We start from the raw sequence: 17,630 nt of genomic DNA, 5'->3' as shown, positions 1-17,630 counted from the left end.
TGTGAGTTTTTTTCGTAAGCAGGCCTCACCTCCAGATGAGACCAACAGTAAAAGTTCCATAGGCCTGCGACTCAACGTGTTTTTCTTTAGCACGTTTGTTATATTTTGCGTAATTATTATACGCCTGGCTGTGTTGCAATTCGTGGAAGGACCAACTTTAACTGAAGTGGAGACAAGCAGAGATACCAAAAATGTACCCCTTGCATCCATGAGAGGTGTAATTTATGCTGCTGAAGGTGAGAAGTTAGCGTACTCTACACCGGTTCAATCGCTGTATATTACGCTCAATAAGGAGTATACCGCTAAGCAAACAGATAAAAATACCGGTAAAACTACCCTAACTCCAGAAGCTAAAGCCAAGTCAGATGCATTGGCAGCCAAGCTGGTAACTGATTTCAATAAATATGGTGATCCAAAAGCTGAGAAGATGACAGAAGAAGATGTTATTGACGCACTGGATTTATATTTCCGGAAATCACTTGGCTTTATGGCACGGCGAATTAAGGCGGACCTGACTACTCAGGAAGTAGCCTATTTCATGGAACATAAGGGAGAATACCCAGGCCTTGAAATTGTCGAGGAAAGCATTCGTCATTACGATAAAGATACGGTTGCCGTACAGACGATAGGTTATATCAAGCCTTTTAAATCAGCAAACAGCCTTAATATTTATAAGAATATCTTAAATGCTATGAAGAACAATCCGGAGCCAGGGCTAACTTACAAGGACGACGAGTTTGTCGGATTTGACGGCCTGGAGCTGCAGTATCAGAGAGAGCTTCGGGGACAAAACGGCTATCAGGAAATCTCCGTCAATCCACAGAACATGGCAGAAAAAGTCGAACGTGTAGTCCCTCCTGTGAAAGGCAATGACGTCTGGACAACCATTAATAAGAACATTCAGATGAAGACAGAGCAGGCGATTATGGATCAGATTAAGTGGCTGCATTCCAATACTGTACAGGGTAAAACGCATCCTAATGCTTTAACTGGTTACGCTGTAGCGATGGAAGTCGATACGGGGAATATCGTAAGTATGGCGAGTATGCCGGACTACGATACGAATATTTGGACATCGGGATCCTTATCCACTGATGTTTGGAACAGTATTATGGACAACTATCAGAACGGTACCATTAATCCGATTTCTTCAGGGACGTCAGGTAATGGACTTAGGTCTGTACTGCTATTAGGTTCAACGATTAAACCTTTGAGCGTACTCGTGGGTTTGAATGAAGGTCTCTTTACAACCTCAACTTACTATTCGGATAGAGGTTTCGCGACTTTTGGTAAAACAGGTCATGAAACTAAGGTAAGAAACTCTGGAGGACATGTGTACGGTTCTATGGACCCTGCAAGAGCGATTGAGAAATCCTCGAATGCGTTCATGGTGGATATGATCGGTAAACGATTGTATGACAAATACAAAAGCAAAGGCGTAGATATCTGGGATAGGTATATGAAAGAGTTTGGACTTGGTGTATCCACGGGAAGTGGTCTGCCAAATGAATTCTTAGGACAGATTAACTATACCAATATAGAGGCTGCGGGTAGTGCCCAAGCGGCACTTGTATATGCTTCTTTCGGCCAACAAGGTAGTTATACGGTGTTGCAGCTTGCCCAATACGTAGCTACACTTGCTAATGAAGGACAGCGGATCAAACCTCAGCTAGTTAGCAAGATTACAGATGCTGACGGAAAAGTAGTCAAGGAGTTCGGTCGTGAGGTAATAGATGAAGTAACAGCCTTCGATAAATCCTACTGGAAAGAAATTCAACAGGGTATGCGAAGTGAAGTTAGTGCTTTTTCTGATTTCCCTTATGATTTTGCTCGTAAGACGGGAACATCCCAACAAGTGGCGAAGGGTCAAATTCGCGATAATGGTGTATTTATTGCCTATGCCCCACGAAATAATCCTAAGCTGGCAGTAGCCGTAGTCATTCCAGAAGGGGGCTTTGGTTCCCAGAGTGCTGCGCCGGTCGCACGTAAAATTTTTGATGCTTATGATTGGGAATATGGACTTGATGGCGTTCCGAAGAAGAGCCTACAGTCAGGTAATAATACGAATGATCCTGCGAATGAAGGAACGACTACAGGTACTCAGTAACTTTGACTCTAAGGGAATAATGATTAAAAATAAACAGCTGCTCTATTGAGAGCATAAAAGAATGGAGGGGTGGCAATGACTGCCAAATACCGCCTGCTTGCTTTGGATATGGATGGAACCCTACTGAATGATGAACAGATTATTACACCTACAACGGTGAAATGGCTTCAAAAGGCGGTCGACGCAGGCGTTCATGTCTGTCTGTCGACAGGCCGGGCTTTTACAAGTGCATTTCCATATGCTGAGCAGCTTGGACTAGAAACACCTATGATTACTGTGAACGGTAGTGAGATATGGCGAGCACCACATGAAATTTATCGGCGATCACTGATGGATCCTATGCTGGTACAACAAATGTATGAACTTGCTAAAGAAGATGATATCTGGTTCTGGGCCTATTCTACGGAAAAAGTCCACAAACAGGATAACTGGGATGGGGATGTAACGGGCAGAGAATGGCTTAAATTCGGTTATCACACCGAAGATGATGAGCTTCGTCATAAGCTGCTGCTTCGTCTTCAAGATATGGGTGGATTGGAGATTACGAACTCCTCTCCACATAACCTGGAGATTAACCCTCTAGGAGTGAATAAAGCAGCCGGAATCATGGAAGTCTGTAAGCTGCTAGGACTAGACATGTCCCAAGTTATAGCGGTTGGTGACAGCCTCAATGACCTTGCAGCGATTCAGCAGTCAGGGCTTGGGGTTGCCATGGGCAACGCTCAGGAGACGGTTAAAGAAGAGGCTGACGTTGTGGTGGCTTCTAATAATAATGATGGAATTGCAGAAGTCATTCAAAAATACATTTTTAATGAAGCAATTGCGAAGTGAATCCATAGAGCATATTTGCTATTAGGAGGTTAAGTGTTGACGATCCTGGGTTGGATTCTTATTATTGCTTTATTTGCCGTAGGGCTAGCGGGGGCTGTGTACCCTATACTGCCGGGTGCGCTTGCGATTTATCTTGCCTTTTTCGTATATGGCTGGTTCTTTTCTTTCGAGCCTTTTGGTGTCTGGTTCTGGATCATTCAAACGCTGATCGTTGTAGTTTTATTTATTGCTGATTACGTTGTAGGGGCGTGGGGCGTTAAGAAATTTGGCGGCTCACGTTCATCGATTATCGGGAGTACGATTGGGCTAATCATTGGTCCTTTTGTAATCCCAGCCTTTGGACTTATTATTGGTCCGTTTCTGGGTGCCTTTATAGGAGAATTGATCGTAGGTTCTTCACCGGCTAAAGCTGCCAAAGTAAGTGTAGGATCAATACTTGGGTTGTTTAGTAGTACTGTTGTCAAAATTGTGCTACAAATTATTATGGTCGTCCTCTTTTTTATATGGGTCGTCCGGTTTTAATTTTAACAGTGAAGAAGGGGAAATGGTTTGTCCAAGAAAGAGTCTTTCGTAAAAGGCACGCTTATCCTTGCTGCTGCAGCTTTGGTGGCAAGGGTACTCGGGCTTGTTCAGCGGGTGCCGCTGGATCATATTTTTGATGATGTGGGGAGAGCATCATTTGGGGTATCGAACAATATCTATTTAATGCTGCTCACCGTGGCTACAGCAGGTATTCCAAGTACGCTCAGTAAAATGGTCTCCGAGCGGTACGCTCTGAATCGTCCTGAAGAGGCGAGACAAGTGTATCATGCAGCATTGCTATTTTCAGTAGCAGCAGGGGTAATCATGACGGCCTTGCTGTACATAGGCGCTCCGTTCTATGCGACACATATTGCTGATGTACCTGAATCAGCGATGGCAGTTAGGGCTATTGCACCTGCGCTTTTACTTTTTCCGGCAATTGCCATGATGCGTGGATATTTTCAAGGGCGCAACAACATGATGGCTGGTGGTATTTCACAGATTGTAGAGCAGTTCGCTCGCGTACTAGTCGCTATTTTACTAGCTTATATTTTATTACAGCAGGGGTATAACAATACAACTATAGCTGCGGGAGCATCCTTCGGTAGCGTAATTGGTAGTATTGCAGCATTTGGTGTCATGATTTATTTTGCAATCAAGCTGCGCCGAGAGGATAAACAGCAAGGATTAAATTACAATACCACTCAAAAATTGCCGATTTGGGGAATTTACAAAGATATTTTCACACTATCAATTCCGATCGTGCTCTCTTCACTTACGATTCCCGTAGTGAATGTGATTGATACTTCTTTGGCTGTTCCACTGCTTATTGATCAGATGGGTAGAGAGAGTGCAACAGCAGCTTTGGGTATACTAACCACGCGTGCTCAAAGTGTGGCCGGAATTCCGCCGGTACTAGCCATTGCGCTAGGTACCTCGCTGATTCCGATCATTTCAGCTGCCTATGCCCGTCGTGATGAGGGACACTTGAAGAAGCAAATTACACTTGCTTTGCGGATTTCTATCCTAACAGGGATGCCAATTGTGTTGGCACTTGTGGCAGCAGCCTATTCTGTAAACGGGTTATTGTTCAGCAGCTTGGACGGAAGCGGAATTGTGGCGATGCTTACGATTGGAACGATCTTTCAGATCACCATGATGACAACGAACTCCATCTTGCTCGGTATGGGCAAATCACGCATTTCAATGTATTATGTGCTAGTGGGTATTATTGTTAAATTAGTCGCAAGCTTCTTACTAAGTAAGATATTTGGGATCTACGGGATTATCGGCGCAACAGCACTTTGTTTCGTAGTTATTACTATTCTTAACTTACGGATGCTGAAATCCATTGTACCTTTCGAAATTATGGGTAAACGGTGGGGCGGCTTCGCAATTGCGGTTCTGGTGTCCGGTGGTATTGGTTTTGGACTTAACCAAGCTGGAATTCTGTTAACAGATCTAATGCCTGCACGTCTGGCATTTCTGATCACTTGTCTTGTTGTAGGGGCCGCAGTTGTTGTTATTTATCTGGTCATGCTAATTGTACTGGGTGTGCTTACTAAACAGGAAATCTCCAGTTATCCGCGTGCATTGCAAAAATTGCTCCATCCGCTGATGAAATTGCAGCCTGCGCGTGTTCGTATGAGAGAATAAGTTTGACTTCTGCATGACATTTTGCTTCACTTAAAGAATAGAAATTTGACAGATATGGAAGAAAGGACTGAACAAGCTATGGACAAAATTAGTTCTCCTGCTGAATTTCAGGTAGCCATTCAATCTCCTCGATTAACTGTAGCCATCTTCAAGGCGGACTGGTGCTCGGATTGTAAATTTATCGATCCTTTTATTCCTGAGGTAGAGCAAGCCTATGCAGATCGTCTAACGCTGGTTGAGGTTGACGTTGATGCTGTGGGTGACGTTAGTCAGGAACAAAATATTATGGGTATTCCAAGCTTTGTCGCGTATTCCGATGGACGTGAATTGGTTAGATTCGTTAATAAATTACGTAAATCCCGCGAGGAAATTGAGAATTTCCTGGATAAAGCGGTTCAAGTGCATCAAAGCCTTCAACAGTAATTCCGGAAAACCACCGCTTTCGCCTGTTCGAGCAAAAGCGGTGGTTTTTTAAGATGCTTCTTCATTACTAAAAACTGCGGGTGATATTTTTGTCGACAAATCAGTTGAAATGGCTTAGTTATCTTACTTGCCTTATCATGTTCCTCGCTGTACTAGGGGGAGCGGTTGTAACGAAGACTGGATCGGGATTGGAATGTGGAAATGAATGGCCGCTCTGTCATGGGAAATTGATTCCGGCCTATACTGTAGGTTCGATGATTGAATACACCCATCGCTTGTTTAGCGGATTGGCAGGGTTATTGTCACTTGCCTCGATGATTGCCTTTTGGCGTTATGCTCGAAATCGGCGGGACTTGTTAGTATATGCATTCATGACGTTGCTGTTTGTAATTGTTCAAGGTGGTATGGGAGCGCTTGCAGTGATTAAATCCCAATCTGCTGCTGTAATGGCACTACATATGGGCTTTTCTTTGATCGCTTTTTCAAGTTCTCTAATGCTGGCTCTAGGAACTAAAAGGCGACATGAAGCAGGTGAGTACGATCCTAAGATGGAGCTTCAGAAGCAACCCGTCAGTAAGGCTTTCCGCAATTTAACCTGCTTTACGGCCTTTTATTCCTATGTTGTTGTTTATATTGGAGCCTTTGTTAGTCATACGGATTCGCGCGGTGGATGTTCTGGCTGGCCGCTCTGTAACGGTGAATGGGTTCCCGAGCTTTCCGGGGGAGTAGGTATTGTTTTTACGCACCGGATTGCGGCTTTGATCTTATTCATTCTTACTGCGGTGCTTGGACATTTAGCTTTTTGGAAACATAAGGATTACCCAGAGCTAAGAGCTCTTGGCGTAGCGGCTGTTCTGCTGTGCTTGATGCAGGTATTTAGTGGAGCTGCTGTTGTTTACACACTAGATAATGAAAGATTGTACATATTTGCCGCTTTGGCTCATATTTTGTTGATCGCTAGTTTGTTTGGTGTCTTATGTTATATGAGTGTAAGAGTCTGGCAGCTGAATCGCGCGAGAAATGTAGTTGTTGAAAAAAATCCAACGAATCCAATGACACCGTTGTAACACCCTTGGTAGAAAGTTCCCACCGTGGATAGAGTCGCTTTACCTGCGGAATAATAAAGTGGAAATCGGTATATCGTGGTGCTGGACAAAACTTTAGGAGGACTGGGATATGCTGCGGGTTATACTTGGAGAGCCGCCTCGAAAGAACAGCGGTGTATTGGCTGACGCGATGGAGAACATGGCCACATTTGCAGCCTTACTGCGCAAGGAAATGAACGCTCATGAGGATAATGACCATGAATACCGCAAGCTGGAGATTTGGACACGTGGACTGATCTCCTCATTGGATGAATTGGAGCAAAGCTGGTTCGCAGCTGCTTTTTACCGGAAATCGGTAATCGCTGGTTATATGGACGATATGTCACCAGTGGAACAAGGCGATTATGCGCGGTATGTTTATTTTTATAAAGATGGATTTATTCGTGTGTTCTCTCTTCTGGACAAGCTTGGAACGGTACTGAATCATTTTTATGACCTCAAAACCTCCAAATTAAAAACGCACTTTTCTTATTTTACAGTACTGCGTCAACTTCAGTTATTGAATGTGCATCCTGCATTAGCGGATCAACTGGAACAGATCAAGAACTCTTATCGTGATCCACTGGAGAATCTACGCAAGCGCAGAAATGCTGAAATTCATTATATGAATTCCGAAATGCAGGATGATTTATGGCAGCGACATCAAGGCTTGCATGACAAAATTCAGCTTGAGGATTTAGATAGCCATCTTGAGGATTTAAAGCAGTCCCTTGAAATGAACTGTAAAACATTAATCGCGGCATTCAGCTACAGCAATGAACAGCTGCGTAAGGAAATCAGCAAGGCAAAGCGTGTACAATCCTAAGCGTTCAAGATATTTCCTTTTGACAAAAAACAAGAAACTTACTATACTTATGCTTGCATTAAAGTCTGTACGAATTCAAACATAAAATTTCATACTCTATATCTTATCGAGAGTGGCGGAGGGATAGGCCCGATGAAGCCCGGCAACCGATTTGTATACAGCGCGATTAGCGTTATGTACAAATGTCATGGTGCTAATTCCTACAATGACGCAAGGTTTGTGGTCGTTGGCAGATGAGAAGGCATTGTCTAAATAAACACACAGAGCCTCTTGCGATCTGCATCGATCGTCGGAGGTTTTTTTTGTATGGAATAAGTGAATTATAAAGGGGGCGACGAGCGTTGATTAATCTAAAAGGAATAACAAAGGTATATGGAAAAGGCAGCCATGCGGCTACAGCACTTTCCGGATTGAATTTGTCTATCGAAAAAGGTGAAATATTCGGAGTTATTGGCCATTCTGGAGCGGGGAAAAGTACATTGATCCGTTGCATTAATCTGTTGGAGCGTCCGACAGAAGGGGAAGTATGGGTAGATGGCATTGAACTAACCAAGCTTACCCAAGGCCAGCTGCAGGAGCAGCGGCGCAAGATAGGAATGATTTTTCAACATTTCAATCTGCTATCTTCTGCGACGGTGTACGATAACATTGCTTTTCCTCTGCGACTCACAGGCACCTCGAGAGCAGATATTGATACTAAAGTGAAAGATTTGCTTGCCTTAGTGGGGCTTGAAGAACACCGGGATAAATATCCCTCCCAATTATCAGGAGGACAAAAGCAGCGGGTCGGGATCGCACGGGCACTTGCCAGCGACCCTGATGTGCTGCTGTGTGACGAAGCAACCTCTGCGCTTGACCCACAAACGACAGACTCTATTCTTAAGCTATTGCTCGATATTAATAAACGATTCCATCTGACCATTGTGCTGATCACTCACGAAATGCACGTGATTCAGAGCATCTGCGACCGTGTTGCGGTCATTCATGGTGGTGGTATCGTTGAGCAAGGTAAAGTTACGGAGGTATTCCTGAAGCCGCAGCATGAGGTCACTCGCGATTTCATTCGCAGTGAATCACAGAATGAGGGACCCCTTCGTACGGCGCTTGACGCTGCTGCTGGGGACAACTCTCAGGCCGTCAAAATTACTTTTTTCGGAGAGAAGACCTACGGCTCTGCACTTTCCAATGTAGTACGTGAGACGGGTGTTAGCTTCGCCATTCTGCATGGTACCATCTCAACGATAAAAGACGTACCTTATGGACAAATGATTGTTCGGTTCGAAGGTCCAGCTGAAGCGATCGCTGTGACGATAGCCGAACTAACCGCTCAAGGCCTTGAAGTGGAGGTGATTTCGTAATGAATTTCGCAGACTTAAACTGGCAAGAAATGATGGATGCTACAGTTGCTACCTTGCAAATGTTAATATTCTCTGGATTGTTCACAATTATTCTTGGTTTACCACTCGGAATTCTATTGTATTTATGGGGAAGATCGAATAGTATAGTAATCAGAGTAATTTACTCGGTCTTATCATTCTTTGTAAACATCTTGCGTTCCGTACCGTTTATCATTTTGATGGTGGCTTTAATTCCTTTTAGCAAAACCATCGTTGGAACCTCCATTGGAGTACTTGGTACGATTCCACCGCTCGTGATTGGTGCAGCTCCATTCTTTGCTCGCTTGGTGGAAACGGCATTAAGAGAAGTGGATCGTGGAGTAATCGAAGCGGCGCAAGGGATGGGAGCATCCACGAATCAGATCGTTATGCGTGTTCTTTTGCCAGAGGCTCGTCCAGGTCTGCTCGCTGGGGTTACGATCACACTGGTTACACTGGTCTCCTATACGGCAATGTCCGGGATGGTAGGCGGCGGCGGGCTAGGGGATCTAGCGATTCGTTACGGATATTACCGATATGAGAAGGAAGTTATGATTATCTCTGTAGTCTTAATGGTCATACTGGTGCAACTGCTACAAATGGCCGGTGATCGACTAGTACGACATTTCACACGGAAATAAGGTACGTCCATATATAGCCTTATTCATACAAATACCAAGGATAAGAGGGGGATTTAAAATGAAAAAATTACTACTTACTTTTTTTAGTCTGACACTGGTTGTGGTGCTGGCTGCTTGCGGCAATAACAATAATGCTTCTAACTCGGCTGCTACTAATGCACCAAAAGATGGTGCTGCAACTGAGTCATCTGCAGAACCTGTAAAATTGGTGGTTGGTGCTTCACCTGTTCCACACGCTGAGATCCTAAAAGCTATTGCTCCATTGCTTGAAGCGCAAGGAATTAAATTAGAAATCAAAGAATTCACTGACTATGTTCAACCAAACGTTCAGCTTTCAGAGAAGAATCTGGATGCTAACTTCTTCCAACATCAACCTTACCTGGATGACCAGAATCAAAAGAACGGTTCGGATCTAGTTTCTGTTACAGCCGTTCACGTTGAACCTTTTGGTGCTTATTCCAAAAAAATCAAATCCATCGACGAGCTGGCTGATGGTGCGAAAGTTGCCATCCCGAATGATGCTACAAACGGTGGTCGTGCACTGATCCTGCTTGCCAAAAATGGACTGATTTCTTTGAAAGATGATACCAACATCACATCTACCCAAGCAGATATCACTGAAAATAAGAAAAACCTTAAAATCATCGAGCTAGATGCAGCAATGTTAGGTCGTCAATTGGATGAAGTAGATCTTGCCTTGATTAACACTAACTATGCTTTGGAAGCTAACCTAGTTCCTACTAAAGATGCTTTGTTCATTGAGGGTACGGATTCCCCTTACGCTAACATCCTGGTAGCTCGTCCTGACAATAAAGATTCTGATGCAATCAAAAAGCTTGCCGCTGCACTGAATTCTCCAGAAGCTAAAGCTTTTATTGAAGAGCAGTACAAAGGCTCGATCATTCCAGCATTTTAAGACAGAAAGCTAACTTAATCTCTAATACAGCATAAAACCCGCTGCCTAACGGCAAGCGGGTTTTATGCTGTATGTTGTAGGGGAAGTGTAAATCCTCTATAATAAGAAAATCCCGATCTCCTGAAGAGGAGGATCGGGAATGATATTGAATGGGATTAGAATACTTGCATAACTTCTTGTACGCCTTCTACTTCTTCAAGAAGGGCGCGTTCAATCCCGGCTTTCAAGGTGATCGTGGAGCTTGGGCAGCTGCCGCAGGCACCCATAAGTTTCAACTTAACGATGCCGTCTTCTACATCGACCAGTTCAACGTCGCCGCCATCGCGTTGCAGGAACGGACGAAGCTTATCCAGCACTTCCAATACTTCATCATACATTTCGGTGCTTTGTGCATTCTCACTCATTTCTCAATCACTCCTTTCATAAGTTCATTATAGTACAAAAAGTTAAAAAATAAAATGGTTAGGCGGAATAGGGAGATCATCATGAGACCAATTATTGAATTTTGTGCCAGTAACATGGGTCACGGAACAGACAAGCTAATGCATAAGCTGGAGGAAAATCCAGATTACGATGTGATCGAATACGGATGCCTGAACAATTGTGGGGAATGTTATTTAACTCCCTTTGCCATGGTTGAAGGTGACATCGTTGCTGCAGATACGGTTGTCGAGCTAGAAGAGAAAATTGATGCTAAAATCAAAGAGCTAGAGGCTTGGTTCAACATGGACCTTGACTAAATGCTTTTTGTGGAAAATAAAGGGCTGCTCTTTTCCGTTATAAATACGGAAAAGAGCAGCCCTTGGGTTTATCCTAAAGTGCGTTTTGACATCCAGAGCACCCCGCTCTTAAGGATACGGGGAACCCGTCCTTTGACGGAGCGTTGGCCCATCAGACCAAATCCAGCTTTCTTGCCTAGTGAGCCTAAGGTACCCTTTAGACGAATAGGATGAAGCTTAGGGGTCTCGCCGCGCCACATGGCTTGAATAACCTGAGCAACCTGCTCACCCTGCGCTCCTGCGGCTTGTGCGCTTGGAGCGAATGGCAGGCTGGCACAGTCGCCAATTACATACACTTCTGGATAATCAGGTACACGATAATATTCATCCAGAATGATTCGTCCTCCGCGATCCTTCGGGACTGTTAATTCCTGAACAACCTTCACCGGTTGGATCCCCGCGGTCCATACCGTAACATCTGAAAGAATTTCCTCTGTACCGTTAAAAAGCGCATCTTTCTCTACATGGGATACGGAGACACGTCCAAGTGTCTGGACTTGATGGTGGTGAAACCATTCCTCCACGTACTGTGACAGCTTCGCAGGGAAGGCAGATAAGACACGTTCACCGCGATCCAGAATAGCAATATTAAGATCTGGTCGGCTCTCCCGAAGCTCTGCCGCCAATTCCACTCCACTTAGTCCTCCGCCTACAATGTTTATAGTTCCATAAGGCTTCACATCGTTTAAACGTTGGTAAGTTTCGCGTGTCCCTGCAAAGGTCTGGATACTGCAAGTATATTGATCAGCTCCAGGGATGTTATGGTAATTGTCGGTACAACCTAGTGCAATGGCAAGTATGTCATAAGACACAGTCTCGTCAGGCTCCATTGTAACGATTCTACTCTCCAAATCAATGGAACTCACCTCACCGTAACGGATAGTGAGACGGGGATGAACCGGAAACTGGATCCGCAAGTGATAGTCAGTTACTGTACCTGCGGCAAGCGCATAATATTCCGTTTTGATTCCTTGATAAGGCATTCGGTCAATTAAGATAATTTCAATATCCTGTGGAAGGTGATTATTGAGCAATTCTTGAATTAGGGCCAAGCCGCCATAGCCGCCGCCCAGAACGAGTAGTTTTCTCATGCTGACCGAACTTCCTTTCCAATATAGGATAACGGATCTAGGTAGTCGTTTATTCGTATACCTTTATCGCATTGTAGAACGTGTCGCGTTCTACTGGAATTCGTCCAGCACCTTTTACTAACCAGATCAATTCATCGCGAGTGAGGCCTTCAGGTGTTAAGGCACCAGCCGCATGGCTAATGCGTTCTTTAAGAATAGTACCATGGACGTCAGAAGCACCGAAGTTCAGTGCAACTTGAGTAAGCTGAGGACCGATATTAATAAAGTACGCTTTGATGTGATCGAAATTATCCAGCATCAATCTGCTGATCGCAATCGTCTTCAGATCCTCATAAGCGGAGTTGCGGCGCATAATCCCTGCATTCTTGTTCTTAGGCTGCATAGATAATGGAATGAATACCATAAAGCCATTGGTTTCATCCTGTAGATCGCGGATCTGCATCATGTGCCGGATACGATCTTCATGAGATTCAATCGAACCGTAAAGCATAGTTGTATGTGTCTTCATGCCAAGCTGATGTGCTGTTCGGTGAACTTCCAGATATTCTTCCACATTAGCCTTATCTACACGCATTTTTTTACGGTATTGATCGGATAATATTTCTGCGCCGCCACCAGTAAGTGTCTTAAGTCCTGCAGCACGCAGCTGCTCGAGTACCTCACGAATACTCAATCCGCTAATTCGGGTGAAAAAATCGATTTCGGCTGCAGTGTATGCTTTTAAGGTTACCTCAGGGAAACGTTCATTCAAGGCTTTTAAAGAATCCACGTAATACTGGAAAGGAACCTTGTCATTATGACCGCCTACGATATGGAATTCGCGCACACCTGGATGAATATGCTGTTCGACATATTGCACCATTTCCTGACCGGAAAGGGTATAAGCACCCTCTTCTCCATCATCTTTGCGGAAATTGCAGAATGCACAGTGAGATTCGCAAACATTGGTGAAATATAGACTCATGTTTTCGATAAAATATACCCTGTTGTTGTTCTTTGCAAGATTGACTTCATTTGCTAATTGGCCAATCGTAAGTAGGTCGTTACTCTGATATAAATAAACGCCATCTTCTAAATTCAATCTTTCGCCGCCGCGAACTTTTTCAATAATGTTCATCATTCGGGCGTCTGTTTGGGGGGTGAAAAGAGTAGACATATAATAAATTCCTCCTGAAAGTTTTACGGGGTCCATTGCCCGCAGATAATTCCCAGACTTACCCAGACGGTAGCTGTTCATTCATGAAAATAAAGCGGAGGGTTAGCCTCCGTGACAAATTTCCGAATTTTTACTTATGTTTGCCTTCCTTATTATAAACCTCTCTTATAAGGGGATCAACAGCTGGATATGGATGGTTTATTTTGGTGCGGCAGGTCAGGCATAAGGCAGTTGTGACTTGAGGGTAATGGAATAGTCGGTTATACTGAGTTTATTAAGTATATATTTTTAAGAAAGTAATTTTTGACCGGAAGGTCCCTTAAACATAAGTTTTTCTGTTGAAGTAAGTTAATTTATAGGAGGATATGATCATGATTAATATTAGCGAAAAGGCAGCAGAACAATTAAAGGCGATGCTTGCTGAACAAGAAGTGCCGAACATGTTCCTCCGTATTGGAGTAACGCCCGGCGGTTGCAGTGGATTCTCTTACGCTATGGGCTTTGATGATAATGAAACCGATCAGGACGTATATATGGACATCCAAGAAATGAAGGTTGTCGTGGAGAAAGAAAATCTTCGTTACCTTGATGGTCTCGAAATTGATTTTGAAGAATCCGGCATGACAGGTGGCTTCACCATTAATAACCCGAACGCTACTGCAACCTGTGGCTGTGGCTCAAGCTTCCGTACAGCTACGGATGCAGGAAAACCGAACGAAGAGCCTTGCTAATCGCGACGTTACGCCTTCAAGCCCCATGTTGAGTTCTACAACACGGGCTTGGAGGCTTTTTTTATTCTCAATGACAAAAGTCATCACAAGGAGCTCTAAGCATGCTAATTAGGAAATTAAACGCAGAAGAACAACCACCCTTACATTTGTTGTTATTAGCCGATCCTTCCCTAAGTCTTGTTGAAGCGTATTTAAAAAGAGGGCAATGTTTTGTAGCTGAAGTGGAGAATTGCATTATAGGTGTCTATGTTTTGCTACAAACGAGACCTGAGACAGTGGAGCTAGTAAATATAGCCGTTGATGAGAATCAGCAAAGTAAAGGGATAGGAAAGCAGTTGGTCTATCATGCGATTCAGAATGCGAGATTACTTGGTGCGAAGACGATTGAAGTGGGTACGGGGAATTCTAGTGTAGGACAACTGGCTCTTTATCAGAAATGTGGATTTAGAATTACCGGAATCGATAGAGATTTTTTTATCAGACATTACAGTGAAGAGATTGTTGAAAATGGGATCAAGGTAGTGGATATGATCCGTCTTACGCTAGATATATGAGTGACATACAAACAAAAGCCCTCCGATGGAATTCCTCGAGAGGGCTTTTGTTTGTTCCTGCGTACAATTAGGCTGGAATAATAAACTTGTAATTAATCATAAACACGATGAGCCCTGCGGCTCCAAGGGAAAAGGCAATACAGCCAGCACCCAGTGCTCTGCGCCTGTCTTTAATGAATTTAAAGCCAATAGCGCAGATCAGTATAGTCGTTCCAGCCAATACGATGGACATCCCAAGCATGGCCACCCAATATAATACCTCGAAAAACTGAGCCATTCCGAGCCCTCCCCGCGCTGTTTTTTAGCGAGCCTCTAATTCATTATTATATAGTAGGAATTGAAAATGTAACCGCTATTAATAATACAACGATTTTGAAGATTATTCTAGTTATAGTGAACTCATCCATTGCGATTTAGATGTCGAATGTTCAGAAATGAGGTTCTACAAAATCTGCAATCTAACCTGCGAGGTTGAGAATGTTGTCGATACAAGCTCTAAGCCCTTTTTGCTAAGAGCTTCCTCCTACACGGACAATCATACAAGAGGGTGGGGCCTTTTCTGAGTAATGTATAGGGTAGGCTGGAATGTGAAAGGAGGGAAAGGACGATGTCGGGAAGACAATTGGCTAGCAAATGGTTGAAGACAGAAGCATTGCTCAGTGACGCGAGGGTTTCTCATTATATACCAATGACGAGGGTGTATTCGGCTGACTCACTGTTAGCCATGCTCCGGAGATACGGAAATGTTGTTATTAAACCAATAGTTGGCGGTGGAGGATACGGTGTAATTAAAGTGTTTCGGGATAGTCGAGGTTATGGATTTACTTATATGGACAGAACTCGAATTTACAAGGACTTTAGATCCATGAGACGAGCGCTTCATTTCGTCAAGGTTAGACGTAAATATTTGATTCAACAGGGGATTTCTCTCGCCAGAATTGGTGGGCGTCCTATTGATTATCGGGTCAAAGTAGTGAGAAATGGCGGTGTTTGGGAGTTTCGCTCTATGGTGGGAAGATTGGCCCGGCCTGGCCTGTTTGTAACTAATTTATGTAAAGGAGGCACGATGCTTTCTTGTCGAGAAGGACTTCGCAGATCCTTGCCTCGAATTAAAGCCTCAGCGAAGAAAGCAGAAATGCGCAGGCTAACGCTCGTATGTATCGAACTGATGGAGCGGCATTTCCCTGGAATAGGCGAACTGGGTTTTGATTACGCCGTGGATTATTCAGGTAAAATATGGATTCTGGAGGTTAATACAAGACCTCAGTAAATTAACAAAAATTTTAGAATTGACGATAATAGAGTAGTAAGATAAAATTGCGTTTAGTTGCGTTCTTTTGGGGTAAATTATATTGTAATTTATTTACAATAAAAATATATTTTTAGCTGTATACAAGTGGTTCAGTCCTGTGTATAACTATTATCCCCATATTCCACTGTGCAGTTATCACCTTTGTAACGCTTACGCACATATTATACACAGGATTTCCACATGTACTTGTGGATAACACGAACGCTTGTTCGAAAAATGATAGTTTGATATGATAGATTCAGATCCAAATACAGGAAAGGTAGATGAACGTTATGGTTGAATTGTCCGATGAGATGCTTCTAGACTCTTACCATAGAGCGATAGAACTGCAACTAGAGCATGATTTCATCGCTCTTCTACTCGTTGAGATTCGCAAACGAAACTTACACTCTCCAGTTCATGCGGTTCTTCATTAAAAGAGCGCAAAGTATACCTTTGTAGCTGGCTACATATAAATAAACCGCGAGTCACAAACATAAAAGGGTATCCTGATAGGCTAGTATTGATAGGCCTGTCAGAATACCCTTTTTTATTGTGGTAGATAGAATTAAAGTTTCATATTACTACTGTGTCCTGGTGAAAGCTTGGCTTCCGGATCGATGTAGACTTTTGCATTATTCACAGCCGTTGGGGCTTCGCCGAATCCTACAGCAATTAGCTTCAGCTTACCTGGATATGTGGTGATATCGCCGGCTGCAAAGATTCCCGGAATACTCGTTTCCATACGTGAGTCAACGACAATGGAGTTCCCTTCAATATCGATACCCCACTCTGCAATGGGTCCCAGAGAGGAAACAAATCCGAAATTGACGATTACACTGTCGACTTCGATTTCTTGTGTTTCCTTGGTCTTGATATGAGATAAGGTAACCTTAGTAATAAACTCGTCACCATGCAGTTCTGTAATTTCAGTAGGTGTAATTACGTTAACTTTGGAAGCCATCAGATTCTCTACGCTGTGCTCATGCGCACGGAATTTATCCCGGCGGTGAATCAGGGTTACTTGCTCCGCGATCGGTTCCAGCATTAGTGCCCAGTCTACTGCGGAATCTCCACCACCGCTAATCAGAACTTTTTTATCTTTAAAGGCATTTAAATCATTTACAAAATAATGAAGGTTGGCTTTTTCAAACCGTCCTGCGTCTGGCAGTTCTAAACGACGAGGTTCAAAAGCGCCTACACCAGCTGTAATGATAATAGCTTTACTGTGATATTCTGCTACATCAGTTGTAACAACAAAATGGCGTTCGTCCCGTTTCTGAACAGAAATTACTTTCTCCTCCAGCCGGATATTCGATTGGAACATATCCATTTGCCGTGTCAGGTTGTCAACCAATTCTTGTGCAGTTACTTTTGGAAAACCTGCTACATCATAAATGTATTTTTCAGGATAAAGTGCAGCAAGTTGTCCTCCCAATTGGGGCATACTTTCAATAAGTGTTACTGATGCCTGACGCATCCCACCGTAAAATGCGGCAAACATGCCAGCTGGACCGCCACCTATGATTAAAAGGTCGCTCATAGGAACGCCGGATTGCTCTTGTGTCACGGGATATTACACCTCCGAGTTGATATATTCATTTTGCCATACTTGTATTCTTTCTTATTATAAACATTGTGACAC

At 43.6% G+C, this 17,630-nt stretch carries 20 protein-coding genes and 1 riboswitch; of the genes, 15 read left to right on the top strand and 5 right to left on the bottom strand.

What is annotated here, in order from left to right:
• The first annotated feature begins 1 nt into the window (after position 1).
• The 10 genes from MKY19_RS25530 to MKY19_RS25485 all read left to right on the top strand — a co-directional run bounded on the left by MKY19_RS25530 (position 2) and on the right by MKY19_RS25485 (position 10,383).
• Positions 2–2,107 (top strand): penicillin-binding transpeptidase domain-containing protein, encoded by a 2,106-nt coding sequence (locus tag MKY19_RS25530; RefSeq protein ID WP_339243425.1) that lies wholly within the window; start codon positions 2–4, stop codon positions 2,105–2,107.
• Positions 2,108–2,182: 75 nt separating this feature from the next.
• Positions 2,183–2,938: a Cof-type HAD-IIB family hydrolase gene (locus MKY19_RS25525; RefSeq protein WP_076285252.1), complete on the top strand. Its 756-nt coding sequence runs from the start codon at positions 2,183–2,185 to the stop codon at positions 2,936–2,938.
• A gap of 36 nt (positions 2,939–2,974) precedes the next feature.
• Positions 2,975–3,460, top strand: a complete 486-nt coding sequence (locus tag MKY19_RS25520; protein WP_076285251.1) for a DUF456 family protein — start codon at positions 2,975–2,977, stop codon at positions 3,458–3,460.
• Between the two features lie 27 nt (positions 3,461–3,487).
• Positions 3,488–5,116 carry a polysaccharide biosynthesis protein gene (locus tag MKY19_RS25515; protein ID WP_042191597.1) on the top strand — a complete coding sequence of 543 codons (1,629 nt, stop codon included), beginning with the start codon at positions 3,488–3,490 and terminating at the stop codon, positions 5,114–5,116.
• Positions 5,117–5,194: 78 nt separating this feature from the next.
• Complete coding sequence (locus MKY19_RS25510) at positions 5,195–5,539, top strand: thioredoxin family protein (protein ID WP_042194485.1); 345 nt, start codon at positions 5,195–5,197, stop codon at positions 5,537–5,539.
• Positions 5,540–5,628: 89 nt separating this feature from the next.
• Positions 5,629–6,606 carry a heme A synthase gene (locus MKY19_RS25505; RefSeq protein WP_042191594.1) on the top strand — a complete coding sequence of 326 codons (978 nt, stop codon included), beginning with the start codon at positions 5,629–5,631 and terminating at the stop codon, positions 6,604–6,606.
• Between the two features lie 109 nt (positions 6,607–6,715).
• Positions 6,716–7,450: a Cthe_2314 family HEPN domain-containing protein gene (locus MKY19_RS25500; RefSeq protein ID WP_042191592.1), complete on the top strand. Its 735-nt coding sequence runs from the start codon at positions 6,716–6,718 to the stop codon at positions 7,448–7,450.
• A gap of 100 nt (positions 7,451–7,550) precedes the next feature.
• Positions 7,551–7,690: riboswitch (SAM riboswitch) on the top strand.
• A gap of 101 nt (positions 7,691–7,791) precedes the next feature.
• Positions 7,792–8,808 carry a methionine ABC transporter ATP-binding protein gene (locus MKY19_RS25495; RefSeq protein WP_076300346.1) on the top strand — a complete coding sequence of 339 codons (1,017 nt, stop codon included), beginning with the start codon at positions 7,792–7,794 and terminating at the stop codon, positions 8,806–8,808.
• A complete protein-coding gene (locus MKY19_RS25490) occupies positions 8,808–9,467 on the top strand; it encodes a methionine ABC transporter permease (protein WP_042191587.1) in 660 nt (219 codons plus the stop codon). Before MKY19_RS25495 ends, MKY19_RS25490 begins: the two co-directional genes overlap by 1 nt.
• Positions 9,468–9,525: 58 nt before the next feature.
• Positions 9,526–10,383, top strand: a complete 858-nt coding sequence (locus MKY19_RS25485; RefSeq protein WP_042191585.1) for a MetQ/NlpA family ABC transporter substrate-binding protein — start codon at positions 9,526–9,528, stop codon at positions 10,381–10,383.
• Between the two features lie 155 nt (positions 10,384–10,538).
• Here the strand turns inward: MKY19_RS25485 and MKY19_RS25480 are convergent, their stop codons facing one another.
• Entirely contained in the window at positions 10,539–10,787 is a 249-nt protein-coding gene (locus MKY19_RS25480) for a NifU family protein (protein ID WP_042130899.1), read from the bottom strand.
• 81 nt (positions 10,788–10,868) lie between these two features.
• Here MKY19_RS25480 and MKY19_RS25475 point away from each other — a divergent pair, with 81 nt between their 5' ends.
• A complete protein-coding gene (locus MKY19_RS25475) occupies positions 10,869–11,123 on the top strand; it encodes a YuzB family protein (RefSeq protein WP_339267028.1) in 255 nt (84 codons plus the stop codon).
• Between the two features lie 68 nt (positions 11,124–11,191).
• Here the strand turns inward: MKY19_RS25475 and MKY19_RS25470 are convergent, their stop codons facing one another.
• Entirely contained in the window at positions 11,192–12,253 is a 1,062-nt protein-coding gene (locus MKY19_RS25470; RefSeq protein WP_339267026.1) for an FAD-dependent oxidoreductase, read from the bottom strand.
• 49 nt (positions 12,254–12,302) lie between these two features.
• Entirely contained in the window at positions 12,303–13,409 is a 1,107-nt protein-coding gene (mqnE, locus tag MKY19_RS25465) for an aminofutalosine synthase MqnE (protein ID WP_076285245.1), read from the bottom strand.
• Positions 13,410–13,780: 371 nt separating this feature from the next.
• Between mqnE and MKY19_RS25460 the strand changes: the two genes are divergently transcribed.
• Both MKY19_RS25460 and MKY19_RS25455 read left to right on the top strand, forming a co-directional pair.
• Entirely contained in the window at positions 13,781–14,140 is a 360-nt protein-coding gene (locus MKY19_RS25460; protein WP_042191575.1) for an iron-sulfur cluster assembly accessory protein, read from the top strand.
• 101 nt (positions 14,141–14,241) lie between these two features.
• Positions 14,242–14,694 (top strand): GNAT family N-acetyltransferase, encoded by a 453-nt coding sequence (locus MKY19_RS25455; protein ID WP_076285244.1) that lies wholly within the window; start codon positions 14,242–14,244, stop codon positions 14,692–14,694.
• Positions 14,695–14,761: 67 nt separating this feature from the next.
• On the opposite strand, the gene MKY19_RS25450 is transcribed toward MKY19_RS25455, so the two are convergent.
• Positions 14,762–14,971, bottom strand: coding sequence for a hypothetical protein (locus MKY19_RS25450; RefSeq protein ID WP_042191571.1), 210 nt, complete (start codon positions 14,969–14,971; stop codon positions 14,762–14,764).
• A gap of 330 nt (positions 14,972–15,301) precedes the next feature.
• On the opposite strand from MKY19_RS25450, the gene MKY19_RS25445 reads away from it, so the two are divergent.
• Positions 15,302–15,964 (top strand): YheC/YheD family protein, encoded by a 663-nt coding sequence (locus tag MKY19_RS25445; protein ID WP_042191569.1) that lies wholly within the window; start codon positions 15,302–15,304, stop codon positions 15,962–15,964.
• Between the two features lie 314 nt (positions 15,965–16,278).
• On the top strand, positions 16,279–16,422 hold the full coding sequence (gene sda, locus MKY19_RS25440; RefSeq protein ID WP_036685584.1) for a sporulation histidine kinase inhibitor Sda: 144 nt from the start codon (positions 16,279–16,281) through the stop codon (positions 16,420–16,422).
• Positions 16,423–16,553: 131 nt separating this feature from the next.
• Here sda and MKY19_RS25435 read toward each other — a convergent pair whose 3' ends face one another.
• Positions 16,554–17,555 carry an NAD(P)/FAD-dependent oxidoreductase gene (locus MKY19_RS25435; protein ID WP_042130891.1) on the bottom strand — a complete coding sequence of 334 codons (1,002 nt, stop codon included), beginning with the start codon at positions 17,553–17,555 and terminating at the stop codon, positions 16,554–16,556.
• Positions 17,556–17,630 lie beyond the last annotated feature (75 nt).

The sequence above is a fragment of the Paenibacillus sp. FSL R5-0744 genome (assembly GCF_037972555.1).
GTDB lineage: Bacteria > Bacillota > Bacilli > Paenibacillales > Paenibacillaceae > Paenibacillus_AQ.
Note: the sequence above shows the minus strand (reverse complement) of the source record. Positions and strands in the feature narration are given on the sequence as shown.